The following is a 25,694-nucleotide window of genomic DNA, read 5'->3' as shown; positions in this document are numbered from 1 at the left end:
CCTAGGGCTGGACGACCTGCCTCACCACGATCTCATCCAGCCGCCGCTCGACGATCACCCCCACCGGCCAGTCGCGCACGAGGCACCGCAGCAGCGCCGCGTCGTGCTCGGCGAACGCGGGGTCGCAGCCCTGCTGCTCAAGGCTGGACCTGATCGCCAGGACGTAGTCGCCCTCGGTGAATCCGGGGACGTCCCGGACCATCGCGGTCGTCGTGGCGCGGTGCGAGTTGAGCCCGGCGAAGGACCGGCCGCAGCCGCAGCCCCCGTCGGGGTCTCCCCGGTCGCGGGCGCACACCATCCCGATGTGCACCAGCTCCCCTTCGACGCACCAGTCGAAGTCGTTGTCGCGCAATCCCTGGCCGGCGTTGGTGGCGGTGAGCAGCTTCAAGGCCAGACCCCCTCGGTCCTCGGACCCGACAACGGTACGACGGAGGTCTGACATAACGTCGGGAGCATGAGCGAAGACAACGACGTCCTGCTGGACCGCGACGGCCCGTTCACGACGATCACGATGAACCGCCCTCGCCGCCGCAACGCGCTCTCCAGAGCATTCCTCGAAGAACTGGCGCACGCGTTCCGCCAGGTGGGCGCCACGGACGCGCGCGGCGTCGTCCTGGCCGCGAACGGCCCGGTCTTCTCGGCGGGCCACGACTTCGCCGACATGGCGGGGGCGTCGCACGCCGATGTCCGCGACCTGCTCCAGGTGTGCGCGGACCTGATGCGCACGATCCAGTCGGTGCCGCAGGTCGTGGTGGCCAGGGTGCACGGCCTGGCCACCGCGGCGGGCTGCCAGCTCGTCGCGAGCTGCGACCTGGCCGTGGCCGCCGAGAGCGCGGGTTTCGCGGCGCCGGGCGGCAAGGGCGGCTGGTTCTGCCACACGCCCCTGGTCGCGATCTCCCACAACGTCGGCCGCAAGCGCGCCGCCGAGATGGCCCTGACGGGCGAGGTCTTCGACGCCGAGACGGCAGCGGAGTGGGGCCTGATCAACTATGCGGTCCCCGACGAGGACCTGGACAAGGCGACCCGCGACCTCCTCCAGCGCGCCACCCAGGGCAGCCCCCGCAGCAAGGCCCTGGGGAAACAGGCCATGTACGCCCAGCTGGACCGCCCAGAACAGGACGCCTACGCCTACGCGGTAGAGGTGATGGCCGCGTCCAGCCAGACCCCGGAGGCCCAGGAGGGCATGACGGCCTTCCTGGAAAAACGCCACCCCACCTGGCCCGCCTGACCCCCACCCCGCGCTCCGAAAGGTCCGCACGGACCTGAGCCACCAGGGGGCGTGGGGGCGGAGCCCCCGCATCGGGGGTCCGGGGGGTCGCCCCCCGGGAAGGCAGGCGGAGGCGTGCCGTGAAGGAGCCAAAGGCTCCGACCACGGCACGCCCATCGCCGTAGGGCGGGCGGGACTCGAACCCGCGACCGGGAGATTATGAGTCTCCTGCTCTGACCAGCTGAGCTACCGCCCCGTGGGCGTTCCGCCGGGGTGCCGGCGGGGGTTTTGCCGCGTGCAATCTTAGCGGCGGCGGGGGTTGCCGCGTGTGGTGATGTCCTCCTTTGGATGGGGCGATGTCATACCCGGAGGCGAGTGACGGCTGTGGTGACCCGTCGGTAGGGTCCCGCGTATGTCCAGACGCGTGTTCGTGCTCGTTCCTGTTCTGCTGGCGCTGGTCTTCTCCGGGGGGTGTGATGGCGGCGGGTCGGATGAGCCGGGGAAGAAGGCGGAGTTCGATGCCGCGGGGACGCTCCGGCAGTCGGCGCAGGCGATGGGGGCGTTGAAGAGTGTCGGGTTCTCGGTGGAGTCGGACGGCAAGACGCCGGTGATCGTGAAGGGCGGCGACATGAAGTTGCTGCGGAGCGGGGACGCGGAGGGGACGCTGACGGTCGAGCAGCAGGGCCAGAACATCGAGATGAAGGTCGTCGCGGCGGGGGCCAGCATCTATCTGGACGCGGGGACGGGGGGTTGGCGGAAGCTGCCGAAGGCGCTGGCGGCGTCGGTGTACGACCCGTCGGCGGTGCTGGATCCGCAGCGGGGGATTCCGATGCTGCTGTCGTCGGCGGCGGCGCCGGAGCCGCAGGCGGTGGAGAAGGTGGACGGAAAGGACGTCTACCGGGTGGGTGCGAAGTTGCCGAAGGCGCAGATCGCGGGCCTGATCCCGGGGATCAACGCGGACATGGACGGCCAGTTGTGGGTGAGTAAGGCCGATCATCGGCTGGTGAAGGTGCGGGGGGAGTTCCCGAAGGGGGGCGCGGTGGTGATCTCGTTCACCGAGTTCGACGCCCCGTACAAGATCAGCGCGCCGAAGTAGGGCGGCGGCGGTGAGGGTGCGGCGCCGGGTCGCGATCGGGGCGGGCGGCGCGGTGGTGCTGCTGGCGGCGCTGGACGCGTATGTGGTGACGACGGTCCTGGTGCCGATGGTGAAGGACGTCGGGGTTCCGATCAACCGGCTGGAGCGGGTGACGCCGGTTCTGACGGGGTTCCTGCTGGGGTATGTGGCGGCGATGCCGTTGCTGGGGCAGTTGTCGGACCGGTTCGGGCGGCGGCCGCTGCTGCAGGCGTGCCTGGTGTTCTTCGCGGTGGGGTCGGTGGTGACGGCGCTGGCGCAGGGTGTGCCGGCGCTGACGGCGGGCCGGGTGGTGCAGGGGGTGGCGGGCGGTGCGCTGCTGCCGGTGACGATGGCGCTCGCCGGGGATCTGTGGGAGGAGCGGCAGCGTCCGGTGGTGCTGGGCGCGGTGGGGGCGGCGCAGGAGCTGGGGAGTGTGCTGGGTCCGCTGTACGGGGCGGGGGTCGCGGCGGCGGCGGACTGGCGGGCGATCTTCTGGATCAATGTGCCGCTGGTGGCGGTGGCGATGGTGGCGGTGCAGGCGGCCGTGCCGGGCGGGCGCCGGGAGGGGCCGAGGCCCGGCGTGGACGTGGTCGGGGGTCTGCTGCTGGCGTTGGGGCTGGGTCTGCTGGTGGCGGCGGTGTACAACCCGGAGCCGCAGGAGTCGGCGCTGCCGCCGTGGGGGCTGCCGGTGCTGGCGGCGGGCGCGGTGGTGCTGGCGGTGTTCGTCCTGTGGGAGGTCAGGTCGCGGACGCGGCTGCTGGACCTGTCGGGGGTGCGGCGGGGGCCGCTGCTGGCGACGCTGGGCGTGAGCCTGCTGTCGGGTGCGGCGCTGATGGTGACGCTGGTGGACGTGGTGCTGGTGGCGCAGACCGTCCTGCACAAGGACACGACGGAGGGTGCGCTGCTGCTGACGCGGTTCCTGGTGGCGCTGCCGGTCGCGGCGGTGGCCGGGGGGCTGGTCGCGCGGCGGGTGGGGGAGCGGTGGCCGATGGCGGCGGGCATGGCGGTGTCGGCGGCGGGTTATCTGCTGATCGCGGGCTGGCCGGCGGATCTGGCGGGCGCGTCGTACGGGCCGCTGCCGCGGATGGACGTCGATCTGGTGGTGACGGGGCTGGGCTTGGGGCTGGTGATCGCGCCGGTGTCGTCGGCGGTGCTGGCCTTCGTTCCGGCGGCGCAGCACGGTGTCGCGTCGGCGGCGGTGGTGGTGGCGCGGATGATGGGGATGCTGCTCGGCGTGTCGGCGCTGTCGGGGTGGGGTTTCTACCGGTTCCACGCGCTGACGGCGGATTTGAAGCCGCCGCTGCCGTTCCTGATGTCGAAGGGCGAGTTCGCGCGGCAGATGAAGGTGTACGACGCGGCGTTGCAGGACGCGCTGCGGACGGAGTACCAGGAGATCTTCTGGATCACCGCGGGGATGTGCGCGCTGGGGGCGCTGCTGGCGCTGGCCGTGGGGGCGCGGCGGGACGCCGCGGGTCCGGACGATGACCTAAAACGGTCATCAACCGGGCATATCGGGCGCGATCCGGGAAATGATTCGGCCAGCGGCGATGTGCCGATCAACGAACTCGGGAATATCCTCGGTAAAGAAGGTTGACGGGCCTCTTGCCGGGAGTAGCGCTCCCCGGGGAGGTGAACGCAGATGCGCAGGTCCGGCATCCGCCGCGGCGGCACGCCGCTCGTCCGGCTGCGCCGCCGGCTCGGACTGGAGCACAGCGAGCTGCGCCGCCGGGTGGACCGCGTCCAGCGGCTGATCGCGCTCGGGCTGCTCCTGCTGCTGCTCGGCACGGCCCCGCCGCTGGCGGCGCTGGCCGTGAACTGGTCCTACAGCGCGGGGACCGCCGCGGAGAACGCGGAGAACGCGAACCGGCGCCAGGTCGTCGCCACGGTCACCGCGACCGGCGGCGTCGGCTCCGCCGGTGACCGCTACATCCACGAGACCGTCCAGGCGACCTGGCCGGGCGGGAACGGGCAGCCGCGCGTCGGGACGCTGCCGAGCTGGAAGGACGTCAAGGTCGGCGCGCACCGGACGATCTGGGTCGACGCCGCCGGCGATCCGACGGCGCGTCCCCGCCCGCACAGCCGCACGGTGACCGACGCGGTCTACGCGGGCGCCGCGGCCGTCCTGGGCTCCGCGATGCCCGTGCTGCTCGCCTACGTCCTCGTCCGCCGCCGCTGCGACCGGCACCGCGACGCGATGTGGGAGGCCGACTGGGCCCGCATGGACGCCCCCGGCCACAATCCGCGCTCCTGACCGTCCGGTTCCCGGGCGATCAGGGGGCGAGGAGGGCGCGGGCCGTCTGGATCAGGGTCGCGTTGTCCCCGGCGGGGCTGCCGTCCGGGAGGGTGAGGGTGTCCTCCAGGCCGATCCGGACGTCCAGGTTGTGCCGGACGGCGAGCCGCAGCACCGGCCACGCGCCGCCGTCCTCGCCGTGCAGCAGGATGGGCCGGGAGTGGTGGGTTCCGATCGCGTGCAGGAGCGCCTTGGCGGTGCCGGTCGCGGTCTCGGGCGCGGTGTCGGTGACCTCGGCGAGGATCCGCAGCACGTGGTGGGCGTGCGGCCAGCGCAGGAACCGCTCGGCGGCGTCGGTGCCGGAGAAGATGCCCGCCTCGATCGCGACGCCCCGCTCGAACAGCGCCTCGGCGACCGTCTCAGCGCCGGTCTCGTGGAAGTTCACCGAGGCGTGGTCGGGCAGGACGGTCCAGGACCGGATCAGCGCGGCGCGCTCGGCCGGGTCCGGGGCCGTCCAGGCGCCCGTGGTGACGCCGACGCGCAGGGACGGCGTCCGCGCGCGGACGGCCGTGAGGGTCTCCGCGACGTGGAACGCGTCCAGGGCGTCGGCGCCGGTGTCGTCCTTCGGGTGCACGTGGACGTCCTCGGCGCCGACGTCGGCGGCGGCGCGGACCTCGGCGGCGATCTGCGCCGGCGAGACCGGCACGCCCTCGGTCCGGGTTCCGTTCGGGCAGACCTGGAGCATGGTCCGATCGTCTCAAACGGGTCAGGGGGCGATCACGCAGGGTCCCCCTCCGCACACGTCCACGACGGCGCCGGTCTTCAGGAACGCGGCCTTCTGGCGGCGGGCGTCGGCGTTGCCGCGCGGGTCCGAGTGCGGGTCGCGGCCCTCCGTCGGCGGCGTGTTCGTCAGCGGCGGCGCCGGGGACCCGCTGTCCCACACGACCATGGCCGAGCCGTCGTAGGACGACCCGAACGTCGGTATGCCCCAGTACGGCACCTTGTCGGGGTTGCGGCCCGGCTGGACGGCCGGGGCGTGGACGCGGGCCCCGATCGTGCGGGCCTGGACCTCGGCGGCCACCGGCGCGACCTGGTGGTCGCCGAACGCCACGTGCATCAGCACCCGGTGCGCCGGAGTGCCCGGCAGCGGGTCGTCGGTCATGTGCCAGGCGTAGCCGTCGGCCTCGCCGCGGTCCCACAGCATCTGGATCAGCGCGAGGCCGATCTGCTGGTCGAGCTTGTCCGGGTAGAACAGGTCGAGGACCTGCGCGTACTCGGGGAAGTCGGCGCTGCGGTTGAGCAGCGTGCTGTAGTTCATCGCCGGGACGCCGAGGACGGCGCGCCGGATGTCGGGGGACACGGCGGTGAGCGCGCCGCCCATGATCCCGCCCTGGCTGTTCCCGTCGTAGGTCAGCTCGGCCCCGGTGTCGATCAGGGACTTCCCCGCGCCGTCCTGGAACGCCGTGTGCCCGGCGAATCCGCGGGTCATCGCGCGGCCGAGGAAGGTGAAGTTGAGCAGGCTCTGCTGGAGGCGGTCCGCGACCGTCCGGAAGCGGGTCAGGTCGGCGAGCGCCGAGACCACGTTCGGGAGGTCCTCCTCGGACATGCCGATCCACTTCGTCGCGCAGAACATGAAGCCGTGCTCGGCCGCCATCGCCTTGACGTTGCCCGCGTCGACCTCGCCCTCGCCGCCGAGGAGTCCGTGCCCGTAGAGCGCCGGACGGGCCGGGTCGGTGAACGCCGACTTCGGGATCTCGCACTGGAACGGGACGGCCTGCGAGTTGCCGAACAGCTGCGCCGGCCGCCCGTCCCGGCCCCGGTGGAGGGACGATCCGGGCAGCCCGCCGTACTGGTCGAGGTAGCTCGGCGCCCAGACGACGCCCTTGACCTCGCGCGCGATCCGGTCGTCCACGCCGTCGGTCACCTGCGTCACGAGGAACGACGGCGACCGGTCGCCGAGCTTGCGGAGCGCCTCGTCGCGCATGTGCAGGACCGGGCCGGCGAGGCTCTGCCGGCTGGCGACGGTGAAGTCCCACGCGAGGTACAGGCCGTCGCGGCCCACGCCGTTCGCCTGGAGCGCGGCGAGCACCTTCCGCTCGTCCCGCTGCCGCGCGGCGAGCGGGTCGCCGGACGGCAGGTCCGGCCCGAGGATCTTGGCGAACGCGGCGTTCGGCCCGATCAGCTTCCCGGACGCGTCGCGCAGGTCGCGGAACGCGACCGCGTAGTGGTGGCCCTCACGGAAGTTCCTCGCCGGACGGACGATCAGCGCCTTCCGGTCGTCGGGCGCGTTGGCGTCCAGTTCCGCCCAGTACGGCCAGCGCTCGCCGGTCGCGGTGTCCACGATCACGATCGGGGCGTCGGCGCGCAGCGAGGCGCCGATGTCGGTGACCGGCGCGGCGCCCGTGCGGGCCAGGTCGACGCCCGGGACGCGGCTGAGCAGCATCGAGCCGGGGGAGAAGCCGTCCGCGCGGTTCCACTCGGCGGGCGCGACGGGCAGGCCCAGCGCGTTCTCGATCGTCGTCTGCATGCGGACGCGGCGGCCCGTCGGCGTGCTCCCGTCCGCGACCGTGTACCAGTCGCTCGGGAACGGCAGCAGGCAGGCGGCGGGGTCGATCGGGTCGCAGCCGCCGCCCGCCCCGGCCGACGCGGCCGGCGCCGGCGGGACGGTCAGCAGGGCGAGGGCCGCGGCGACCGCCGCCAGGGCCGACAGGGTGCGCTGGGGGAGACGCAACGTCCACCTCCGGAAGATCCGCGGCGTTCAGCGGGATCTTGGTCTCAGCGGAGCCCGAGGTCAATGGCTGTCCGAAGGTGGCCACCCCGCTTGTCGGCCGAGGCGGGGCCGTGGGAGCGCAGGACGACCGGCGCCCGCAGCGCGTCCCCGATCGTCTCGACGGGGTCGCCGAGCGGCGCGTACACGGGCCGCGCGCGGAGCAGGCGGCGGGTGAGGGCGGCCTGGCGGGCGAGGTCGGGCGGCCCCGCCGCCAGCCGCTCGACCCGCTCCCCGTCCACGTCGTAGGCCCGGCAGGCGCGCAGGTCCGGGCGCGCCCCCGCGACGTCCAGATGCGTGACCGCCAGGCCGTCGACGCCGCCCGCCGCGTCCACCGCGTACCGGAGCGCGACCGTGTCGAGGTGGCCGACCCGGAACGCGCCCTGCCAGCGGCCCGCGCCGTTGTGCCGGTCGGGCAGCCCGGCGGTGAGCGCGGGGTCCTCGGTGACGAACGGGCCCGGCCCGTGCCGGGTCGCGTACGCGCGCAGCACGCCGAGCCGCGCCGCGGACGCGCCCGCCTCGTCCAGCAGCGCCTCCGCGTTGGCGAACGTCGTCGTCGACCAGGTCGTGTACGGGTGGAAGCCGTGCCACTCGTCCAGCAGGACGCCCTGGGCCCCCTCGAACACGACGGTCCCGGCGCGCAGCAGCCCGCGGAGGTGGTCGCCGCCGACGATCCGGACCCGCTCGCCGAACGCGGTGAAGGCGTCGGCGCAGGCGTCCGCGTCCGGGACGTCCTCCCCGCCGGGGAACGTCTCGCGGTACCAGTCGCGGACGGCCGCCAGCCGCCGCCGCAGCCGCGCCGGCGTCCGGCAGTCGCCGGCGCGGGGCGCGTCGCCGTGCGCGAGCGCGTAGGACGCGGTCTCGCCGACGCCCATGCCGCACGACCCGTGCCGGGCCGCGCCGCGCGCCGACTCCCGCGCGCGGTTGGCGGCCCGGTGGTACGGCGTCGTGAGGAGCGCGTCCCGGTCCACGGTGAGCCGGTCGAGCGCGTCGCCGGCGCCGAGCGCCCGCAGGTGCCCGGCCTCGGCGGCGAGGGCCAGCGGGTCGACCAGCATGAACCGCGACAGGTGCGTGCGGACGCCCGGCGTGAACGTCCCCGAGCCGAACTGGGCGAACGTGTGGTGCCGCCCGTCCGCCGCGACGACGTTGTGCGCCGCCTGCGCGCCGCCGTTGAACCGGACGACCGCCGTGACGGGGTTCGCCGAGCAGAGGTGGTCGACGACCGTGCCCTTGCCCGCGTCCCCGAAGCCGAGGTCGACGACGATCACGTGGTCCACGGTCAGAGGCGGGTCGTCGCGGACGGACCCGAGGCGTCCAGTCCGGGCGGGGCGGGCGACACCGCGACCGGCGCGCGGGACGCGTCGAGCGGGGCGAGGGCCCGCGACACCGACGCGCCGGCGTCCGACCCGCTCTCCGCCAGGTGCTCCAGCCCCTCGCCGAGGTCGATGGCGTCCTCGGCGAGCCCGATGGTCAGCGCGATCGTCTCGCAGACCGCGTCCAGGTCGTCCAGGTAGAGGACGTTCTGCCCGAGGAGGCCGCGCCAGAAGTCCGTCAGCTCGCGGCTCCCGGAGTGGTAGGCCCCCTCGGGGATGATGAAGTACACGTCGTACATGCGCTGCAGTTCGCGGACGAGCGCGGCGATCGGGACGTCCTCGTCCGGCTCGCCCCCGATCACCTTCGCGATCTCGCGCCGCTTGGCCTTCGGGTAGGCCAGCTCGTCGCCGATCATGAACAGGTAGCCGCGCCTGCCGCGCTTCTCGAAGCAGTCGATCGCGGTGTGCCGGGCCATGAAGTACATGGCCAGCTCGTACGACTCGCGCATCTGGCCGCCGCCCCCGCCCTCCAGCAGGATCTTGCCGAGGTCGTCGTCCATCCGGTTGTCGGCCTCGAACTGGCCGATCTGCAGCGGCGCGCGGTCGCAGGTCGCGTCGCCGACCGCGCCGAACAGGATGTGCGGGTCCGCGGCGTACCCCTTGCGCAGCAGCAGCCCGAGCAGGTCGGGGAGCTTGGTCTGCAGCGTCCGCGGCACGTTCCCCATCGACCCCGTCACGTCGAACAGGACGCCGATCGCGAGCGACTCCGGGTGGTCGTTGGAGTCGCGGCTCTCCCGGGCGGCCACGCCGCGCGGGTCCAGGTCGGGGTGGACGGCGGTGGCGCCGCCGTCGGAGTAGGCGAACGCGCTGGCGCCGGTGGACGCGCGGTAGCTCGCGCGGGCGGCGTAGACGTCGGTGGACCAGTGTCCGCTTCCCATGGCGGTCTCCTTCAGTTCGGGACGGGCAGGTGGAAGGGGCGGAAGCGCCGCGGGCCGTAGAGCCGCTCCAGCAGCTCGTCCAGCTCGGCCAGCAGCCGCCAGGCGTCGGACGGGCGCCGGTGCTGCGCGGGCAGCGTGCAGCCGCGCGCGAACGCGCGCATCGCCGGGGGCGCCTTGCCGCCCATCAGATCGGTCATGCACCGGGTGGCCATGAAGACGTCGGTCGCCGGGCCCGCCGGCCGCCGCCCCGGCACCTCGGGCGGGTACCAGCCGGCGTACCGGTCGACCATCGCCGGGACGCGCCCGGACGGGTCGTCGTGCGGGTGGCCGATGGGCACCGAGTAGCACCAGTCGACGAGGACCAGGCCGTGCTCCGCCGGGTGGATCATCACGTGGTCGGGCAGGACCGCGCCGTGCACGACGCCCGCGCGGTGCGCGAACCCGAGGCCGGCCAGCAGCCGCCGCCACATCCAGGCCGCGTCGCGCGGGTCGACGCCGCCGGGGAACGCCTCCTTGACCGCGGCGAGGGTGTGGAACCCGTCCAGCGCGGCGATCGCGTTGACCCGCCGCTGCGCGCCGGACGCCGCGTCCCGGTGCCGGAACGACTCGACCAGGCGCGGGACGTAGGCCGGGAGCCTCGCGTCGCCGTCCGCGGCGAGCCGGCGGAGCGCCGCCGCCTCGCGCTCGACCAGGTCGCCGTCGCGCGGGTCGCGCGGCATCTTCAGCAGGACGTCCGGGCCGGTCCCGGGACGCGCCGGGTACAGCTCGGCGAGGTCGCCGCCGACCGGGTCGCCGTCCAGCCGGTACGCGTGCCGGCGGGTGGTGATCACGGCCGGGTCGTCGCGGTGGTAGGCGCGCCAGAGCGCGTTCAGCCGGACGAACGCGTCGCGGGTGCGGCCGCCGGTCGCGTCCGGGTGGACGAGCCGGGCCAGCCGCCGGTAGCGCCGCGCCGCCTCCGCCCCGTCCGCGCCGAACAGGTCGGCCGGGACGCGCGCCCGGTCCAGCCGCGCCAGCGCGTCGTCCAGCGCGTCCGGCCCCGCCACCCGCTCCGCCCCGCTCATCGGATCTCCTCCTCCCGGCTCGGCCGCAGCAGTGCCGGGTGCAGGAGCCGGGCGTCGCCCGCGCGGTAGAGCCGGGGCCGCGGGCCGCCGCGCCGGCCGCCCCGGTCCGACGTCGCGCCCGTGCCCTCCACGAGCCCGGGCACCGACAGGACCTTCCGGTGGAAGTTTCCGGCGTGCAGTTCCTCGCCCCACACCGCCTCGTAGACCGCGCGCAGCTCCGGGATCGTGAACTCGGCGCCGCAGAACGCCGTCGCGAGCGGGGTGTACTCCAGCTTCCCGCGCGCCCGCTCCAGGCCGTCCGCGAGGATCCGCGCGTGGTCGAACGCCAGCCGCCGGGTCGTGCCCGGACGCTGGTCGCCGGACTCGGTCAGGCCCAGCGCGTCGACCGGGACCCACGCCGCGTCGGCCGCGTCGCCGCCCGCCGCCGGGGCGGGCAGCTCCGGCGCGAACGCCAGGTGGGCGACGGAGATGACGCGCATGCGCGGGTCGCGGCCGGGCGACCCGTAGGTGCCGAGCTGCTCCAGATGGACGCGCTCCAGCGGGGAACGGCCCGGGTCGCCGCCCTTGGCGGCGAGCCCGGTCTCCTCGGCCAGTTCCCGGACGGCCGCGTCCGGGAGGTCCTCGGCGCCGGCGCCCTGCAATGGGCCGCCGGCCTGGACGAACCCGCCCGGCAGCGCCCACATGCCCGCGTACGGGGCCTGCCCGCGCCGGACGAGCAGGACGTGCAGGGCGCCGTCGCGGATGGTCAGCGCGACCACGTCCACCGTCACGGCGACCGGGTCGTAGTCGCGCGGGTCGTAGCCCGCGAGGAACTCGGCCTCGGCGCTCGGGTCCGGGGTCATTCCGTGCCTCCCGTCGGTCTCCGACTGAGTAAGTCTCACAGTGAGTTCATCTCGGTATGAGAAGAACATACCCCGAGCGGGGCCGCTTGTCCAGGGCGGGGCCGGATGACGAAAACGGGCGCCGCCCCCCGGAAGGGGAGCGGCGCCCGCTGCGTTCGGCGGAAGTTCACAAAAGCCAAGTCACCGGCTTCGTGCCTCAGCGGCGATGCCGGCCGCCGCCCGGCGGCTCCTCGTGCTCCTCGCCGTAGTCCTGCCCGCCGAAGTCCCGCTCGGGATACGCCTGCTCGCCGGCGCCGTACCGCCCGGACCGGTAGGGGCCGGACGCGAACGGGTTCGGCACGCCGGGGTCGACCGCGTACGGATCGGTCGGCCCGCCGGCCCCGGACGGCCCCGGGGAGTTCGGGCCGGGCGGCCGCCCGCGGCCGTCCCGCTCGTGCGGTTCGGCGGGCCCGTGGTCGGCAGGCCGGTGGTCGGCAGGCCGGTGGTCGGCGGGACGGTGGTCGGCAGGCCCGTGTTCGGCGGGACGGTGCTCGGGCGGGTACGGGTCCCGTCCGTACCGGCCGGTCGAGTACCGGCCGGTCGGGTAGGGGCTCTCGGGCGGGCCGGGCCGCGGGTCGCCCGGCCACGGCTCGTACGGTCCCGGGACCGGCCGGCCGTCGCGCGCGCCGGGCGGGTACGGCACGGGCACGACGCCCGGCGGCAGCGCGCCGGGCGGCGGCGCGGCGGCCAGCGCGGCGGCGACCGCGCGGTCCGGCGGCGGCGCGTCCAGCAGCAGCTTCATCTGGCTCTTCCGGCGCCCGTAGACCAGGTACAGGACGAGGCCGACGGCCATCCAGACCGCGAAGTACGCCCACGTCTGGACCTTGAGGTTCAGCATCAGCCAGCCGACCGCGAAGATCGTCACGAGCACGACGAGCGGCGCCGCGGGCATCCGGAACGGCCGGTGCAGGTCGGGCTGGGAGTGGCGCAGCGCGAGCACCGCGGCGGCGACGAACAGGAACGCGAACAGCGTGCCGATCACGACGAGCTGCTCCAGCGTCAGCACGTCGATCGTCTGCGACATGACCGCCGCCGCGCCGCCGGCCAGCAGCGTGGCCCGGGACGGCACCTTGTAGCGGCTCATCGCGGCGAGCGGGCGCGGCAGCAGGCCGTCCCGGGCCATCGAGAACACCACCCGGGTCAGGCTGATCACCACCACCAGGATGACGGTGGTGAGCGCGAGCACCGCGCCCACGTCGACGATCTTGCCCATCGCGCCCGCGCCGACCTCGTCGAACGCGGCGGCGATCAGCAGCTTGTCGGGGTCGAGCTCGGCGAAGCCGTCCATCCCGACCATGCCGACCAGCGCGATCGCGACCGCCGCGTACAGCACGATCGCGGTGAGCAGGGCGGTGAGGATGCCGCGCGGCACCTTGCGCGGCGCGTCGTCGGTCTCCTCCGACGCGGTCGCGATGAGGTCGAACCCGATGTAGGCGAACGCGATGGCGGGCGCGGCGGCGAACAGCCCCCAGACGCCGAACGCGTGCGGCGTCCCGCCGCCGAGCGCGCCGAGCACGGCGTCCAGCACCGTCTGGTCGCCCTCCGGGGCCGGCCGCGCGGGCGGCACGAACGGGGTGAGGTTCCCGGCGTCGAAGAACTTCAGGCCGGTGGCGATGACGAGGCCGATGACGATGACCTTGGCCATCACCATGAACCACAGCGACTTCAGGCTCATCCGGCTGCCGGTGGCGAGCATCAGCACGACCAGCAGCAGGATGCCGAGGGCCAGCACGTCCGGGCCCTTCACCTGGCCGATCAGGTCGCCGAGCCAGCCGGGGACCGGCGCCCCGAAGTCGCCCAGCGCCTGCGTGAAGTACAGCGACCACACCCGCGCGAGCACGGACGCGGCGAGCAGCAGCTCCATGATCAGCGCCCAGCCGACGACCCACGCCCACACCTCGCCGAACGCGACGTAGCTGAAGGAGTAGGCGCTGCCCGCCACCGGGATGATCGAGGAGAGCTCGGCGTACGCGAGCGCCGCCAGCACGCACACGCCGCCCGCGATGAGGAAGGAGACGAGCACGCCGGGCCCGGCGGTCGAGCTGGCCTGCTCACCGGCGATCTTGAAGATGCCGGAGCCGATCATGACGCCGAGGCCGAGCACGACGAGGTCGCGGGTGCGGTAGACCACGCGGAGCCGGTGCCGCCCGCCGTACAGCCGGCCGGTCGCCTGTTCCACCGGCAGGCGGCGAAACATGTTGTTGCGCATGCGCATGTCCCAGGTCATAGGTCGTCCCCCTGGCCGGGGGCCGGGAATGATGCACCCGCGCCGCTGTTCGCGAGGTGACGGCTGGTCGAAGTCCCTAAGAATTCACCAGGTATGACCATAATCGCAACGGTTTCCCCCGGCCGGATGTCGTCCTGTCGTTGTCGCATCCTGCCAAAGCGCAGGTCGTCGACGTGCCGCAACGGCCCACTCACGCTCGGCTCATCGACTCCCGAACCAATTTCTAATGGACCGTTCCGATCGAATATGGTCAATTTCCAATGCGGGAAGCGCTTTCGATCTTTCTTCGCCGCGACCGGGGTCGGCCGGTGCGGACGGTGGCATCGGATGAAGATCGGTGGCACCGTGGGGACGCCGCGTTTCGACTGGAGGTCCGGTGTCCCGCTCCCCATCGCCCTCGAAGCCGTCCATTCCCGCCCGCCGGGGCCCGGCGCGCGTCCGCCGCCGCACGGCGCTCGCCGCCGCGGCGACCGTCGCCGCGTCGCTGGCCGTCCCCGCCGCCCTGCCCGCGACCGCGTCCGCCGGGTCCGCCGCGCCCGTCCCCGCACCCGTCCCCGCACCCGTTCCCGCACCGGGGCGTCCGGCGGCGCCGGTCAAGCAGCCGGTCGCGACCGGCTACGGCGGCGCCGTCTCGACGGTCGACCTGGACGCCAGCCGGACGGCCCTCGACGTCCTGAAGCACGGCGGCAACGCGATGGACGCCGCCGTCGCCGCCGGCGCGACGCTCGGCGTCACCGAGCCGTACGTGTCCGCGATCGGGGGCGGCGGCTACATCACCTACTACGACGCGAAGAAGCGCCGCGTCTACGCCCTCGACGGCCGCGAGTTCGCGCCGGAGCGGATGAGGCAGGACTCCTTCACCGACCCCGCGACGGGGAAGCCGCTCCCGTTCGACCAGGCCGTCACCAGCGGGCTCGGCGTCGGCGTGCCCGGCACCCTCGCCCAGTGGGACCTCGCGCTGCGCCGCTTCGGCAGCCGCGACCTCGGCGCCCTGCTGCGTCCCGCGATCCGGATCGCCGACCGGGGCTTCGTCGTGGACCAGGAGTTCCACGACCAGACCGCCGTGAACGAGGCGCGCTTCCGCGACATCGTCCCGACCCGCGAGCTGTTCCTCCCGGGCGGGAAGGCGCCCGAGGTCGGCTCGGTCTTCCGCAACCCCGACCTCGCCGACACCTACCGGCGGCTGGCCGAGCGCGGGACGGACTGGTTCTACGGGGGCGGGCTCGGCGCGGAGATCGCCCGGACGGTCGCCAGGCCGCCGGTGGACCCGGCGGCGGCCCGCGTCGTCCGGCCGGGGCTGATGGAGCGCGGCGACCTCGCCGCCTACCGGGCGGTCATGCGCGAGCCCACGCACGTCCCCTACCGGGGGACGGACGTGTACGGCATGCCGCCGTCGTCCTCCGGCGGCTCCACGGTGGGGGAGGCGCTCAACATCCTGGGCAACTTCCGCCTCGACGCCCGCGACCCGGCCACGGCCCTGCACTACTACCTGGAGGCGTCCAAGCTCGCCTACGCCGACCGCGGCCGCTACGTGGGCGACGCCGACAAGGTGGACGTGCCGCTGGACGAGCTGCTGTCGGCCGGGTTCGCCCGCGAGCGCGCCTGCCTGATCAAGCCCGACCGGGCCGCGCCCGCCCCCGTCGCCCCCGGCTCGCCGGACGGGAGCTACGCGCCGTGCGTCCCGCCCGGCACGCAGACCCGCGCGCTGGCGTTGGAGGGCCCGCAGACCACCCACCTCGTCGTCGCCGACAAGTGGGGGAACGTCGTCTCCTACACGCTGTCGATCGAGCAGTTCGGCGGCAGCGCCATCACCGTCCCCGGTCGCGGCTTCCTGCTGAACAACGAGCTGACCGACTTCTCCTTCCAGCCGCCCGCGCCCGGCCAGGCGCCCGACCCGAACCTGCCCGGCCCGCGCAAGCGCCCGCGCAGCAGCATGTCCCCGACGCTCGTGCTCGAGGACGGGCGGCCGAAGCTCGCGGTCGGCACGCCCGGCGGATCGACGATCATCACGACCGTGCTGCAGATCCTGATGAACCGGATCGACCTCGGCATGGGCCTGCCCGCCGCGCTGGCCGCGCCGCGCGCCACGCAGCGCAACACCCCGTACGTGTACGCCGAGCAGCCGTTCATCGACCGGTACGGCCGCGACCTCGCCGCGCGGGGGCACCGGCTGGAGCTCTTCCCCGGCCCGCCGGCGGGCGTGATCGGCGCCGCGACGGGGCTGGAGTTCCTCCGCCCGGGGCTCGTGCAGGCGGTCGCGGAGCCGGCGCGGCGGGGCGGCGGCAGCGCGCTGGTCGTCCGTCCGATCCGGTGATCCTCCCCCGGGGGCGCGCCGCGATGGCGTGCGCGGACGGCGAACGGGAAGGAATCGTGCCATGGCCCACTCTTTCGTGCAGGTGACGACCACGACCGACTCCCGTGCGGAGGCCGCGGAGCTGGCGCGGTCCGCGGTGGCCGAGCGGCTCGCGGCCTGCGCCCAGCTCGTCGGGCCGATCGCCAGCACCTACTGGTGGGAGGGCGAGATCGAGTCGGCGGAGGAGTGGATGGTGCTGTTCAAGACCTCCGCCGACCGCTTCGACGAACTGGCGTCCCTCATCACCGACGGGCACTCCTACGACACCCCGGAGATCATCGCGACGCCGGTGGTGGCGGGCAGCATGGACTACCTCGCCTGGATCACCGAGCAGACCGAGGCCGGCGAGCGCGACGAGGCCGTCGAGGACCCGGAGGACGACGCCTGACCGCCGCCCGGGACGGCCGGGCACTGGCCTGTGTGACGCGCGTCATGGCAGGGTAAGTTCTTGTTTACCCTGGCCGGACGTGTTCCGCCCGGTCGCGGCGGAGGGAGGCGGTCGATGTGCGCGAGCTGAGCGAGGCGGGCGCGGACCACGGCCTGTTCGGGCCGGGTTCGGTGACCTGGCGGGTCATGGGCGAGCCCGTGCTGCTGGTCGGCGGGATCAGGGCGCTGCTGCTGCAGGCCCTCCATCCACGCTCCATGTGGGGGACCGCGCAGAACTCCGAACTCATGGACCCGGCGGCCGCGTGGGCGCGGCTGACCCGGACGGTCGAGTTCGTCCGCGTCCGCACCTACGGGACGGAGGAGGACGTCGAGCGGGTGGGCCGCCGCGTCCGCCGGCTGCACTCCAGGCTCACCGGCCTCGACATGCGCACCGGCGACACGTTCCCGGTCGACGATCCGGAGAACCTGCTCTGGGTGCACATGGGCGAGGTCGACTCCTACCTCGACGTGGCGCGCCGCGCCGGCGTACCGCTGACGGCCGAGGACGCCGACACCTTCGTGGACGAGCAGCGCCGCGCCGCCGAGGTCGTCGGGCTCGACCCGGCGGACGTGCCCGCGACCGTCGCGGAGATGGCGGAGTACTACGCGGGGATGCGGCGGCGGATCTGGGCGTGCCGGGAGGCGCGCGAGGGGCTGCGCCGCATGTTCAGCCCGGCGGTCCCGCGCCACCTGCTGCCGCTGAAGCTCGCCGCGCCCGCCGTCGGGACGCTGACCGTCGCGACGCTGCCGCGCTGGGCCCGCCGCATGTACGGGCTGCCGGGGCTGCCCACGTCCGACCTGGCGGCCACGCTCACGCTGAAGGGCCTGTACCGCACCTCGCTCGTCGTCCCGGAGCGGTACCGGTACTCGCCGGACGCCCAGCGGGCCAGGCGCCTCACGCGCGAGCACGAGAACGGCCTGGCCACCTGGTCGATCGCGTCCTGATCCGCGGCCGGGCCGGGCTCAGGCCAGGGGCGCGGCCGCGTCCGCCTCCTCGCGGTGCTCGGCGCCGTGCCGCGGCAGCATCAGCGCCGGGACGATCATCACCGCGGTGAGGACGAGCGCGACCCAGAACGTGCTCCCGAACGCCTCGGCGAGCTTCGGCGCGATCTGCTGCCTGACCTGCTCCGGGATCGAGCCGACGCCGCCCGCGCCGCCCCCGCCCGCGGCCCGGGGGACCCGGTCGCTGATCTCCTGGGAGAGGATCACGGCGAGCAGCGCCGTGCCGACCGACCCGCCGAACTGGACGAGGATGTTCAGCGTGCTGCTGGCCCGCGACACCGCCGCCCGGCTCAGCGTCGTGAGCGCGGCCGACATGGTCGGCATCATCGTGCAGCCGAGCCCGAGCCCCCGCACGAGCAGCGCGCCGCCGAGCAGCCAGTAGGACGTGCCGGCGTCCACCAGGGCGAACGGGACGGTGCCGATCACCAGCAGCACGATGCCGACCGGGACGATGCGGCCGGCCCCGAACCGGTCGGTGATCACGCCCGCCACCGGCATCGCGATCGCCGCGCCGATGCCCTGCGGGGCCAGCAGCAGGCCCGCGGCGAACGCGCCCTCGCCGTGCGCGGTCTGGTAGAAGAGCGGGATCAGCAGCATCGAGCCCATGAGCGCCATGCCGACGAGGGTCACCGTGACGGCCGCGGTCGCGAACGTCCGGTCGGCGAACAGCCGCACGTCGATCAGGGAGCGTTCGCGCACGCGCAGGCTGTGCAGGACGAACAGGCCCACCAGGACGGCGCCCGCGACCAGCCAGCCGATCGTCGCGGCGTTGCCGAAGCCGCCGTTGCGGCTCGCGGTGGACAGCCCGTAGATCAGCAGCGCGAACCCGGGCGGCAGCAGGGCCAGCCCGCGCAGGTCGAGCGCCGACGCCGCGTGCGCCTCCCGGCCGCGCGGGACCTTCCACCAGGCCAGCGCGAGGGCCAGCGCGCCGACCGGCACGTTCACGAAGAAGATCCACCGCCAGTCGACGTCCTCGACCAGCCAGCCGCCGAGCACCGGGCCGAGGACGGGCCCGAGCAGCATCGGGACGCCGACGATGCTCATGATCCGGCCGAGCCGCCGCGGCCCGGCCGCCATCGTCAGGATGGCCATGCCGGTCGGCATCAGCATGCCGCCGCCGAGCCCCTGCAGCACCCGGAAGACGATCAGGGACTCGATGTTCCAGGCCGAGCCGGACAGCACGGACCCGGCCACGAACAGCACGATCGAGGTCAGCCACACGCGCCGCCCGCCGAACCGGTCGACGGCCCAGCCGGTGACGGGGATGACGGACCCCATGGCCAGCAGGTAGCCGGTGATGACCCACTGGATCGTGGCCAGGTCGGTCGAGAAGTCGCGGCCGAGCGTCTCCAGCGCCACGTTGACGATCGTGGTGTCGAGGATCGCCATCACGGTGCCCGCCACGATCACGAGGCCGAGCACGATGGTCTGCCGGTCGAGCCGTTCGCCGCCGGACCCGCCCGGCGGCGCCGTCTTGGTGGACGGGCTTTCGGCCATGGTCGCCCCCCTTGCCTGGTGTTCCGCTAGCCCCGAGTCCCCGCGGCTCAAGACGTGAAACATCTTGAAGTTCAACGCTTTGCAGTGCATCACGGAATATGTTGAACTTCAAGGTATGTCCCAGGATCGTGCCGGTTCCGACGCGTCGATCGACGCCGACCTTGAGGCGCTGGTCCAGCTCATGGGCAGGATGATGCGCCGGATGAAGGGCGGGCAGGCCGAGGCCGAAGAGCTCATCCACCGGGTGAAGGAGGCCGGGCTCGGGCCCCGGCACGTGCCCGCGCTGATGCAGCTCGTCCTGCACGGCCCGGCGCCGGTGGGCGTCCTCGCCCGGCACATGGCGCTCAGCCCCGCCACGGTCAGCCAGCTGGTCGGGGAGCTGCAGCGCGGCGGCTTCGTCGAGCGCCGGCCGGACGAGCGGGACCGCCGCCGCATGATCGTCAGCCTGGCCGAGGCGCACCGCGAGAGCGTCGAGCGGTTCGCCTGGCGCCGGCTGCGCCCGCTGCGGACGACGCTGGAGTCGCTCACCCCGGCCGAGCGGGCGCACTTCCTGCACGGCTGGCGCACGCTGGCCGAGAACATGGAGCGCGGCGGGCCGGGCGGCGGAGCGGGCCGCCCGTGCCCGCCGCCGGACGAGTGATCAGCCGCGCCGCATGAGCCGGCCGACGGCGGCCATCAGCTCGGTGGACATCGCGTCCCCCTTGCCCTCCTCGGCGCCCTCGGCCACGCAGTGCCGGACGTGCCCGTCCAGCAGGCCGAGCGCCACCTTGTCCAGCGCGGCCTGGACGGCGCTGATCTGGGTCAGGATGTCGATGCAGTAGCGGTCGTCCTCGACCATGCGGTCGATGCCGCGCACCTGGCCCTCGATCCGGGCCAGCCGGGTCTGCAGCTGGTCCTTCGTGGCGGTGTACCCGCGGGTGGGGGTCTCGCTGGTCGCCATGTCCGTCCTCCGCAATCCTTCCGGGGGCGCACGCCCGGGTACCCCTGGGGGACATCCCCCAACAGGTACCTTATGCGCTGGCCGGACTAGGGCGCCGGGACGTTCCAGGCGCTGACGACCGGCCGGTCGTGCTCGGTGCCGAGCGCCGACAGCGTCCCGGTGCCGAGCGCGAACAGCCGTCCGAGCGCGGGCTCCAGGCCCAGCCAGCGCGCCGTCAGCACCCGCAGGAAGTGCCCGTGCGCGACGAGCACGACGTCGCCGTCCGCGGGCGGCGGCCCCACCCGCGCGAGCACCGCGTCCGCCCGCTCGCCGACCTGCTCGACGGTCTCGCCCGGGTGCCCGGCGCCGCCGGGGATCACGCCGTCGTCCCACAGGAACCAGCCTGGCCGCTCCTTCCGGATCTCGGCGCTGGTGATCCCCTCGTAGCCGCCGTAGTCCCACTCCCACAGGCCGGGGTCGGTCTCCGCCGCGGAGAGCCCGGCCAGCTCGGCCGTCCGCCGCGCCCGCTCGGCCGGGCTGACCAGCGTCCGCACGACGTGCCGCCCCTTCAGCGCGCCGCGCAGCGCCCGCGCCTGCTCCTCGCCGTGCGCGGTCAGCGGCACGTCCGTCAGCCCCGTGTGCCGGCGGACCCGGCTCCACTCGGTCTCCCCGTGCCGCGCCAAGATCAGCTCACCCATGGGGACTGTCTACCCGGCGGAGCCGCCTCCCGGAACCCCCGGGACGGGTGAGGGGACGGGGGAGTTCGCGCCCCGTCAGTCCAGGATCGAGGCGAGCGGGGTGTAGGGGAGGCCGTGGGCCTCGGCGACGTGGTCGTACACGAGTTCGCCGGCGTGGGTGTTGAGGCCGCGGGCCAGCGAGGCGTTCTCCCGCAGGGCGCGGTGCCAGCCCTTGTCGGCGAGCTGGACGGCGTAGGGGAGCGTGACCCCGGTGAGGGCGTAGGTGGAGGTGTTCGGGACGGACCCCGGCATGTTCGCGACGCAGTAGAACGTCGAGCGGTGCACCTTGTAGGTCGGGTCGGCGTGCGTGGTCGGGCGGGAGTCCTCGAAGCAGCCGCCCTGGTCGACGGCGATGTCCACCAGGACGGAGCCGGTCTTCATCGCGGAGACGAGGTCGTTGGAGATCAGCTTGGGCGCGCGGGCGCCGGGGATCAGCACGGCCCCGATGACGAGGTCGGCGGCGCGGGCCTGCTGCTCGACCGTGTAGGCGTTGGACACGAGGGTCCGCAGGCGGCCGCGGTAGACGGCGTCGAGGCGGCGGAGGCGGTCGAGGTCCACGTCCATGACCGTGACGTCCGCGCCCATCCCGGCGGCGATCTGCGCGGCGTTGAGGCCGGACACGCCGCCGCCGATGACGACGACCTTGGCCGGCGCGACGCCGGGCACGCCGCCCGGCAGCACGCCGCGCCCGCCGTTGGACGCCATCAGGTTGTAGGCCCCGACCTGCGGGGCGAGCCGCCCGGCGACCTCGGACATGGGGGCGAGCAGCGGCAGCGAGCGGTCCGGCAGCTGGACGGTCTCGTAGGCGATCGCGGTGACGCCGGCCGCCAGCAGCGCGTCCGCGCACGCGCGGGACGCGGCGAGGTGCAGGTAGGCGAACAGGACCTGGCCGTCGCGCATCCGGTGGTACTCGGGCGCGACCGGCTCCTTGACCTTGAGGATCAGGTCGCCCTCGGCCCAGACCTCGTCCGGGCCGTCGAGGATCTTGGCGCCCGCGGCGGCGTACTCGTCGTCGGGGATCGCCGAGCCGAGCCCGGCGCCCCGCTCGACGAACACCTCGTGGCCGTGCCGGGTCAGCTCGTGCACGCCCGCCGGCGTGCCGGCCACCCGGTACTCGTGGTTCTTGATCTCTCGCGGCACACCGATCTTCACCGGGGCTCCTCCGTCAGCACCGACCAGGGACCTGCGTCTCCAGCGTGCGCGGCGGGGCCCGCCCGCGGCCATGCTCAGTGTGTCAAGGCATGGACCGCTTCGGCGACACCCTGTAAAGGGCGCCCGGTCGCGGGACGGGGCGCCGGCGGCGCGCTCACGGCTTGCGGGCGACGCCCCCGTACATGAGGCGCTGGCCGACGGTCAGCTCGTCCGGGAGGTCCCCGTCGGGCCGCCACAGCGGCAGCGGGACGACGCCGGGGTCGAGGAGTTCGAGGCCGGCGAAGTAGCGGGTGATCTCGTCCGGCGTGCGGAACCGCCCGGTGCCGAGCAGCCCCTGGTACTGCGCCTCGGCGTCGACCGCCTCCTGGCTGGACGCGCAGAAGCTCGTGACGAACAGGTGGCTGCCGGACGGCACCGCGTCCATCAGGGTCTCGACGATGCCCTGCGGGTTCTCGTCGTCGTGCAGGTGGTGCAGGATGCCGATCAGCATGACGCCGACCGGCCGGTCGAAGTCGATCAGCCGCCGGACGTCCTCGTGCGCGAGGATCTTCTCCGGTTCGCGCACGTCGGCGGTGATGACCGTGGTGTCGGCGTTCTCGGCCAGCAGCGCCCGCCCGTGCGCGAGGACGATCGGGTCGTTGTCGACGTACACCACCCGGGCGCCGGGCGCCGTGGCCTGCGCCACCTGGTGGGTGTTCTGCACCGTCGGCAGCCCGGAGCCGAGGTCGAGGAACTGGTCGATGCCCGCCTGCCCGGCGAGGTACCGCACGCCGCGCCCGAGGATCTCCCGGTTGTAGGTGGCGACGTCGTAGATCTCCGGGATGATCTTCACGATCTCCGCCACGAAGGCCCGGTCGACCTCGAAGTTGTCCTTGCCCCGAAGCACCACGTCGTAGGTCCGAGCGATGCTCGGCTTCGTGGTGTCGATCCCGAGGGACGCCCAGTCGTACTGCTCTTCGGCCATGCCGTGCCCGCCTCGTGCCGCTGTTGAGTTCTCGAAGTCCGCCGCCGGTCGAATCGTAAACGGATGACCACGCGGTCGTCACGCGAGCGGCGAATGTTCACTGGAACGATGCACGCTACGGGCGCGCGGGGAGCCACTCGTCGGCGATCGCGACCGTCAGCTGCTCCAGCAGCGGCCCCGCCCGCCGGACGCGGCGCTCCTCGTCGGGCTCGATGTCGGCCAGCGCGTACGCCGCCTGGATCCGCGCCTTGCGCAGCTGCTCGCCGGTCAGCCCGCGGCGCCCGGCGACCGCGATGACCGGCGCGCCCGCGCGCGCGGCGGTGCGGGCCACCCCGATCGGCGCGCTGCCGCGCAGCGACCGCGCGTCGAGCACGCCCTCGCCGGTGACCACCAGCCGGGCGCCGCGCGCCCGCTCGGCGAACCCCAGCAGGTCCAGGACCAGCGCCGGGCCGGGCTCGATCGTCGCGCCGAGGAAGGTGAGCGCGGCGAACCCGACGCCGCCGGACGTCCCGGCGCCGGGCAGGTCGCGCGCCGCCCGGCGGGCCGCCGCCTCCGCCAGGTCGGCCCAGCGGCGCAGCCCGGAGTCCAGCAGCCGCACCTCCTCGCGGCCGGCGCCGCGGCGCGGCCCGTCCACGGCGGCGGCGCCGGAGCGGCCGAGCAGCGGTCCCGCGGAGTCGCCCGCCACCACCACCTGGACGCCCGACATGTCGGGCAGGCCGCGCAGGTCGAGGGCGTGCAGCGAGCGCAGCGCCGCCCCGCCCGGCGGCAGGTCCCTGCCGAGCGCGTCCAGCAGCCGCCCGCCGAGCCCCTGGACGAGGCCCGCGCCGCCGTCGGTGCACGCGCCGCCGCCGAGGCCGAGCACGATCCGGCGGGCGCCGAGCCGCATCGCGTGCGCGATCAGCTGGCCCGTCCCGACGCTGGAGGCGGTGAGCGGGCGCGGCTCGCCGCCGGGCAGCCGGCGCAGCCCGGACGCCTCGGCCAGCTCCACCACCGCGCTGCGGCCGTTCAGCGCCAGCCGCGCGGTCACCGGGCGGCCCGTCGGCCCGCACACCTCGACCTCGACCGGCCGCCACCCGGCCGCCACCGCGGCCTCCACGGTGCCCTCGCCGCCGTCGGCCACGGGCAGCTCCACCAGCGGGACGTCCGGCCGGGCACGGCGCAGCCCGGCCGCGAGGTGCCGTGCCGCCCGCGCCGCGGTCAGCGCTCCCGGGAACCTGTCAGGCGCCAGCAGGACGTGACCCGGCGGGGACGGACGGGAGGGAGAGTCCGCGGACACCACAGCCACGCCTTTCACGCCGGGGGGTAAGGCCCTACCTTCTGCTTACGCCATGACGGCACTATTTGACACCCGCAGGGGCGTCCGAGAGTCTCAAATGGCAGCAGAGCCGTGTTCTCCCGGGGTTCGGCGGCGGCTACCGCACGTCCAGCCACTGCTCGATCGGGTTGATCGCGAAGAAGATCAGGAAGAGCACCACCACGGGCCACAGCCAGACCGACACCTCGCGGATCCGGCCCCGGGCGAGCTTGATCAGCGCGTAGCTCACCATCCCGCCGCCGATCCCGATGGTGATCGAGAACGTGAACGGCATCAGCACGATGGTGAGGAACGCCGGGATGGTGATCTCCAGGTCGTCCCAGTCCACCTTGGCGACCTGCGTCATCATCAGCGCGCCGACGACGACCAGCGCGGGCGCGGCGGCCTGCGCGGGGACGGTCGCGGCGAGCGGGGTGAGGAACAGCGTCACCGCGAACAGCGCGCCGGTGGCGATGTTGGCGAGGCCCGTCCGGGCGCCCTCGCCGACGCCGGCGGCCGACTCCACGAACACCGTGTTGGCGGACGAGCTGGTGACGCCGCCGAACGCGGCGGACAGGCCGTCCACCGACAGGATCCGGCCGAGCCGCGGCACCTGGCCCTTCTCGTCCAGCAGGCCCGCCTCGTCGCTCACGCCGAGGATCGTGCCCATCGCGTCGAAGAAGCCCGACAGCACCAGCGTGAACAGCACGACGAGCGCGGTGATGACCCCGGCCCTGCCGAACCCGCCGAAGAGGTCGATCTCCCCGAAGAGCCCGAAGTCGGGCGCGGCGAACAGCTTGTCCGGCATGTTCGGGGTGACGACGCCCCAGCCGCCCTCCTTGACGGAGGCGTTCTCCTGGATCGCCACCGCGCCGATCGTCCCGGCGATGATGCTGATCAGGATGGCGCCGGGCACCCGCCGCACGTACAGCACGATCATCAGCAGCAGGGTGAGCGCGAACACCAGCGTCGGCCACGTCGCCAGGTGGCCGCCGGTCCCGAGGGACAGCGGCGGGCTCGTGGCGCTGGAGGTGACGAACCCCGAGTCGTAGAGGCCGACGAGCGCGATGAAGGCGCCGATGCCGACCGCGATCGCGTGCTTGAGCGCCAGCGGGATCGAGTTCATGATCCGCTCGCGGATGCCGGTGAGCGCGAGGAGGACGATGACCAGGCCCTCGATCACCACCAGGCCCATCGCCTGCGGCCAGGTCATCACCGGCGCCGCCTGGAACGCCACCACCGCGTTGATGCCGAGGCCCGCGGCGAGCGCCAGCGGCGCGTTCCCGACCAGGCCCATGATCACCGTGGTGATCGCGGCGGACAGCGCGGTCATCGTGGTGAGCTGCGGCATCGACAGCGTCGCGCCGGTGACGTCCTTCGCCCCGCCGAGGATGATCGGGTTCAGCAGGATGATGTAGGCCATCGCGAAGAACGTGGTGACGCCGCCGCGCAGCTCGCGCGCGACGGTCGTCCGGCGTCCGGTGAGGTCGAACAGCCGCTCCAGCGGCCCGCGCCCGCCGGCCGGCGGTGATTCGTCGGTCTCGGCGGTCCTGGTCTTGGGCATGACGGGCGCTCCGCTTTCCGCAGCGTGGTTCCGGCGGCGTGGACCGGA

Annotated in this window: 23 protein-coding genes and 1 tRNA gene; 8 read left to right on the top strand and 16 right to left on the bottom strand. The window is 74.1% G+C overall.

The genetic code is table 11. From position 1 onward, the window contains the following. Nucleotide 1: 1 nt before the first annotated feature. Nucleotides 2-388 carry a hypothetical protein gene (locus ACA511_RS17905; protein WP_375025473.1) on the bottom strand — a complete coding sequence of 129 codons (387 nt, stop codon included), beginning with the start codon at nucleotides 386-388 and terminating at the stop codon, nucleotides 2-4. Nucleotides 389-454: 66 nt separating this feature from the next. Here ACA511_RS17905 and ACA511_RS17900 point away from each other — a divergent pair, with 66 nt between their 5' ends. After that, nucleotides 455-1,228: an enoyl-CoA hydratase-related protein gene (locus ACA511_RS17900; RefSeq protein WP_375025472.1), complete on the top strand. Its 774-nt coding sequence runs from the start codon at nucleotides 455-457 to the stop codon at nucleotides 1,226-1,228. A 161-nt stretch (nucleotides 1,229-1,389) separates the two neighbouring features. On the opposite strand, the gene ACA511_RS17895 is transcribed toward ACA511_RS17900, so the two are convergent. Then, nucleotides 1,390-1,463, bottom strand: a tRNA-Ile gene (locus ACA511_RS17895). Between the two features lie 156 nt (nucleotides 1,464-1,619). On the opposite strand from ACA511_RS17895, the gene ACA511_RS17890 reads away from it, so the two are divergent. The 3 genes from ACA511_RS17890 to ACA511_RS17880 are packed head-to-tail and all read left to right on the top strand — an operon-like array spanning nucleotide 1,620 to nucleotide 4,572. Next, entirely contained in the window at nucleotides 1,620-2,303 is a 684-nt protein-coding gene (locus tag ACA511_RS17890; protein WP_375025471.1) for an LppX_LprAFG lipoprotein, read from the top strand. Nucleotides 2,304-2,313: 10 nt separating this feature from the next. Beyond that, complete coding sequence (locus ACA511_RS17885) at nucleotides 2,314-3,915, top strand: MFS transporter (protein ID WP_375025470.1); 1,602 nt, start codon at nucleotides 2,314-2,316, stop codon at nucleotides 3,913-3,915. Nucleotides 3,916-3,960: 45 nt separating this feature from the next. Further along, nucleotides 3,961-4,572: a hypothetical protein gene (locus ACA511_RS17880; RefSeq protein ID WP_375025469.1), complete on the top strand. Its 612-nt coding sequence runs from the start codon at nucleotides 3,961-3,963 to the stop codon at nucleotides 4,570-4,572. A 19-nt stretch (nucleotides 4,573-4,591) separates the two neighbouring features. Here ACA511_RS17880 and ACA511_RS17875 read toward each other — a convergent pair whose 3' ends face one another. The 7 genes from ACA511_RS17875 to ACA511_RS17845 form a co-directional block, all read right to left on the bottom strand. Continuing rightward, nucleotides 4,592-5,296: a 3-keto-5-aminohexanoate cleavage protein gene (locus ACA511_RS17875; RefSeq protein WP_375025468.1), complete on the bottom strand. Its 705-nt coding sequence runs from the start codon at nucleotides 5,294-5,296 to the stop codon at nucleotides 4,592-4,594. Nucleotides 5,297-5,317: 21 nt separating this feature from the next. Then, the gene (locus ACA511_RS17870) at nucleotides 5,318-7,282 is read right to left on the bottom strand and encodes a hypothetical protein (protein WP_375025467.1); all 1,965 of its coding nucleotides are present in this window, start codon (nucleotides 7,280-7,282) and stop codon (nucleotides 5,318-5,320) included. A gap of 44 nt (nucleotides 7,283-7,326) precedes the next feature. After that, on the bottom strand, nucleotides 7,327-8,601 hold the full coding sequence (locus ACA511_RS17865; RefSeq protein WP_375025615.1) for an adenylosuccinate synthetase: 1,275 nt from the start codon (nucleotides 8,599-8,601) through the stop codon (nucleotides 7,327-7,329). Then, nucleotides 8,598-9,569: a hypothetical protein gene (locus tag ACA511_RS17860; RefSeq protein ID WP_375025466.1), complete on the bottom strand. Its 972-nt coding sequence runs from the start codon at nucleotides 9,567-9,569 to the stop codon at nucleotides 8,598-8,600. The genes ACA511_RS17865 and ACA511_RS17860 overlap by 4 nt, the downstream gene beginning before the upstream one ends. A gap of 11 nt (nucleotides 9,570-9,580) precedes the next feature. Then, nucleotides 9,581-10,630 carry a molecular chaperone DnaJ gene (locus ACA511_RS17855; RefSeq protein WP_375025465.1) on the bottom strand — a complete coding sequence of 350 codons (1,050 nt, stop codon included), beginning with the start codon at nucleotides 10,628-10,630 and terminating at the stop codon, nucleotides 9,581-9,583. Further along, a complete protein-coding gene (locus ACA511_RS17850; RefSeq protein ID WP_375025464.1) occupies nucleotides 10,627-11,472 on the bottom strand; it encodes an NUDIX domain-containing protein in 846 nt (281 codons plus the stop codon). The genes ACA511_RS17855 and ACA511_RS17850 overlap by 4 nt, the downstream gene beginning before the upstream one ends. A 196-nt stretch (nucleotides 11,473-11,668) precedes the next feature. Further along, complete coding sequence (locus tag ACA511_RS17845) at nucleotides 11,669-13,738, bottom strand: amino acid permease (protein WP_375025463.1); 2,070 nt, start codon at nucleotides 13,736-13,738, stop codon at nucleotides 11,669-11,671. A gap of 376 nt (nucleotides 13,739-14,114) precedes the next feature. Here ACA511_RS17845 and ggt point away from each other — a divergent pair, with 376 nt between their 5' ends. The 3 genes from ggt to ACA511_RS17830 all read left to right on the top strand — a co-directional run bounded on the left by ggt (nucleotide 14,115) and on the right by ACA511_RS17830 (nucleotide 17,462). Then, the gene (ggt, locus tag ACA511_RS17840) at nucleotides 14,115-16,052 is read left to right on the top strand and encodes a gamma-glutamyltransferase (RefSeq protein ID WP_375025462.1); all 1,938 of its coding nucleotides are present in this window, start codon (nucleotides 14,115-14,117) and stop codon (nucleotides 16,050-16,052) included. Nucleotides 16,053-16,113: 61 nt separating this feature from the next. Beyond that, nucleotides 16,114-16,479: a divalent-cation tolerance protein CutA gene (gene cutA, locus ACA511_RS17835; RefSeq protein WP_375025461.1), complete on the top strand. Its 366-nt coding sequence runs from the start codon at nucleotides 16,114-16,116 to the stop codon at nucleotides 16,477-16,479. Between the two features lie 116 nt (nucleotides 16,480-16,595). Then, complete coding sequence (locus tag ACA511_RS17830; protein WP_375025460.1) at nucleotides 16,596-17,462, top strand: oxygenase MpaB family protein; 867 nt, start codon at nucleotides 16,596-16,598, stop codon at nucleotides 17,460-17,462. An 18-nt stretch (nucleotides 17,463-17,480) separates the two neighbouring features. On the opposite strand, the gene ACA511_RS17825 is transcribed toward ACA511_RS17830, so the two are convergent. Continuing rightward, nucleotides 17,481-19,016, bottom strand: coding sequence for a DHA2 family efflux MFS transporter permease subunit (locus ACA511_RS17825; RefSeq protein ID WP_375025459.1), 1,536 nt, complete (start codon nucleotides 19,014-19,016; stop codon nucleotides 17,481-17,483). A 115-nt stretch (nucleotides 19,017-19,131) separates the two neighbouring features. Between ACA511_RS17825 and ACA511_RS17820 the strand changes: the two genes are divergently transcribed. Next, nucleotides 19,132-19,656: a MarR family winged helix-turn-helix transcriptional regulator gene (locus tag ACA511_RS17820; RefSeq protein WP_375025458.1), complete on the top strand. Its 525-nt coding sequence runs from the start codon at nucleotides 19,132-19,134 to the stop codon at nucleotides 19,654-19,656. On the opposite strand, the gene ACA511_RS17815 is transcribed toward ACA511_RS17820, so the two are convergent. The 6 genes from ACA511_RS17815 to ACA511_RS17790 all read right to left on the bottom strand — a co-directional run bounded on the left by ACA511_RS17815 (nucleotide 19,657) and on the right by ACA511_RS17790 (nucleotide 25,646). Further along, on the bottom strand, nucleotides 19,657-19,956 hold the full coding sequence (locus ACA511_RS17815; protein WP_067631628.1) for a metal-sensitive transcriptional regulator: 300 nt from the start codon (nucleotides 19,954-19,956) through the stop codon (nucleotides 19,657-19,659). 86 nt (nucleotides 19,957-20,042) lie between these two features. Then, nucleotides 20,043-20,633, bottom strand: coding sequence for a histidine phosphatase family protein (locus ACA511_RS17810; protein WP_375025457.1), 591 nt, complete (start codon nucleotides 20,631-20,633; stop codon nucleotides 20,043-20,045). A gap of 75 nt (nucleotides 20,634-20,708) precedes the next feature. After that, nucleotides 20,709-21,824: an alanine dehydrogenase gene (gene ald, locus ACA511_RS17805; protein WP_375025456.1), complete on the bottom strand. Its 1,116-nt coding sequence runs from the start codon at nucleotides 21,822-21,824 to the stop codon at nucleotides 20,709-20,711. Between the two features lie 154 nt (nucleotides 21,825-21,978). Next, nucleotides 21,979-22,788, bottom strand: coding sequence for an SAM-dependent methyltransferase (locus tag ACA511_RS17800; protein ID WP_375025455.1), 810 nt, complete (start codon nucleotides 22,786-22,788; stop codon nucleotides 21,979-21,981). Nucleotides 22,789-22,903: 115 nt separating this feature from the next. Continuing rightward, nucleotides 22,904-24,067 carry a glycerate kinase gene (locus ACA511_RS17795; RefSeq protein WP_375025454.1) on the bottom strand — a complete coding sequence of 388 codons (1,164 nt, stop codon included), beginning with the start codon at nucleotides 24,065-24,067 and terminating at the stop codon, nucleotides 22,904-22,906. Between the two features lie 133 nt (nucleotides 24,068-24,200). Next, the gene (locus ACA511_RS17790) at nucleotides 24,201-25,646 is read right to left on the bottom strand and encodes an NCS2 family permease (protein WP_375025453.1); all 1,446 of its coding nucleotides are present in this window, start codon (nucleotides 25,644-25,646) and stop codon (nucleotides 24,201-24,203) included. Nucleotides 25,647-25,694 lie beyond the last annotated feature (48 nt).

Origin of the sequence: Actinomadura sp. GTD37, from assembly GCF_041951365.1 — a bacterium.
Taxonomy (GTDB): Bacteria; Actinomycetota; Actinomycetes; order Streptosporangiales; family Streptosporangiaceae; genus Spirillospora.
Note: the sequence above shows the minus strand (reverse complement) of the source record. Positions and strands in the feature narration are given on the sequence as shown.

Bases quoted from the DNA above. Each gene is read 5' to 3' on its own strand.
- ACA511_RS17900 (WP_375025472.1), top strand. From the start codon at position 455: ATGAGCGAAGACAACGACGTCCTGCTGGACCGCGACGGCCCGTTCACG.
- ACA511_RS17890 (WP_375025471.1), top strand. From the start codon at position 1,620: ATGTCCAGACGCGTGTTCGTGCTCGTTCCTGTTCTGCTGGCGCTGGTC.
- ACA511_RS17880 (WP_375025469.1), top strand. From the start codon at position 3,961: ATGCGCAGGTCCGGCATCCGCCGCGGCGGCACGCCGCTCGTCCGGCTG.
- ACA511_RS17875 (WP_375025468.1), bottom strand. From the start codon at position 5,296: ATGCTCCAGGTCTGCCCGAACGGAACCCGGACCGAGGGCGTGCCGGTC.
- ACA511_RS17860 (WP_375025466.1), bottom strand. From the start codon at position 9,569: ATGGGAAGCGGACACTGGTCCACCGACGTCTACGCCGCCCGCGCGAGC.
- ACA511_RS17855 (WP_375025465.1), bottom strand. From the start codon at position 10,630: ATGAGCGGGGCGGAGCGGGTGGCGGGGCCGGACGCGCTGGACGACGCG.
- ACA511_RS17850 (WP_375025464.1), bottom strand. From the start codon at position 11,472: ATGACCCCGGACCCGAGCGCCGAGGCCGAGTTCCTCGCGGGCTACGAC.
- ACA511_RS17845 (WP_375025463.1), bottom strand. From the start codon at position 13,738: ATGACCTGGGACATGCGCATGCGCAACAACATGTTTCGCCGCCTGCCG.
- cutA (WP_375025461.1), top strand. From the start codon at position 16,114: ATGGCCCACTCTTTCGTGCAGGTGACGACCACGACCGACTCCCGTGCG.
- ACA511_RS17825 (WP_375025459.1), bottom strand. From the start codon at position 19,016: ATGGCCGAAAGCCCGTCCACCAAGACGGCGCCGCCGGGCGGGTCCGGC.
- ACA511_RS17820 (WP_375025458.1), top strand. From the start codon at position 19,132: ATGTCCCAGGATCGTGCCGGTTCCGACGCGTCGATCGACGCCGACCTT.
- ACA511_RS17815 (WP_067631628.1), bottom strand. From the start codon at position 19,956: ATGGCGACCAGCGAGACCCCCACCCGCGGGTACACCGCCACGAAGGAC.
- ACA511_RS17810 (WP_375025457.1), bottom strand. From the start codon at position 20,633: ATGGGTGAGCTGATCTTGGCGCGGCACGGGGAGACCGAGTGGAGCCGG.
- ACA511_RS17800 (WP_375025455.1), bottom strand. From the start codon at position 22,788: ATGGCCGAAGAGCAGTACGACTGGGCGTCCCTCGGGATCGACACCACG.
- ACA511_RS17790 (WP_375025453.1), bottom strand. From the start codon at position 25,646: ATGCCCAAGACCAGGACCGCCGAGACCGACGAATCACCGCCGGCCGGC.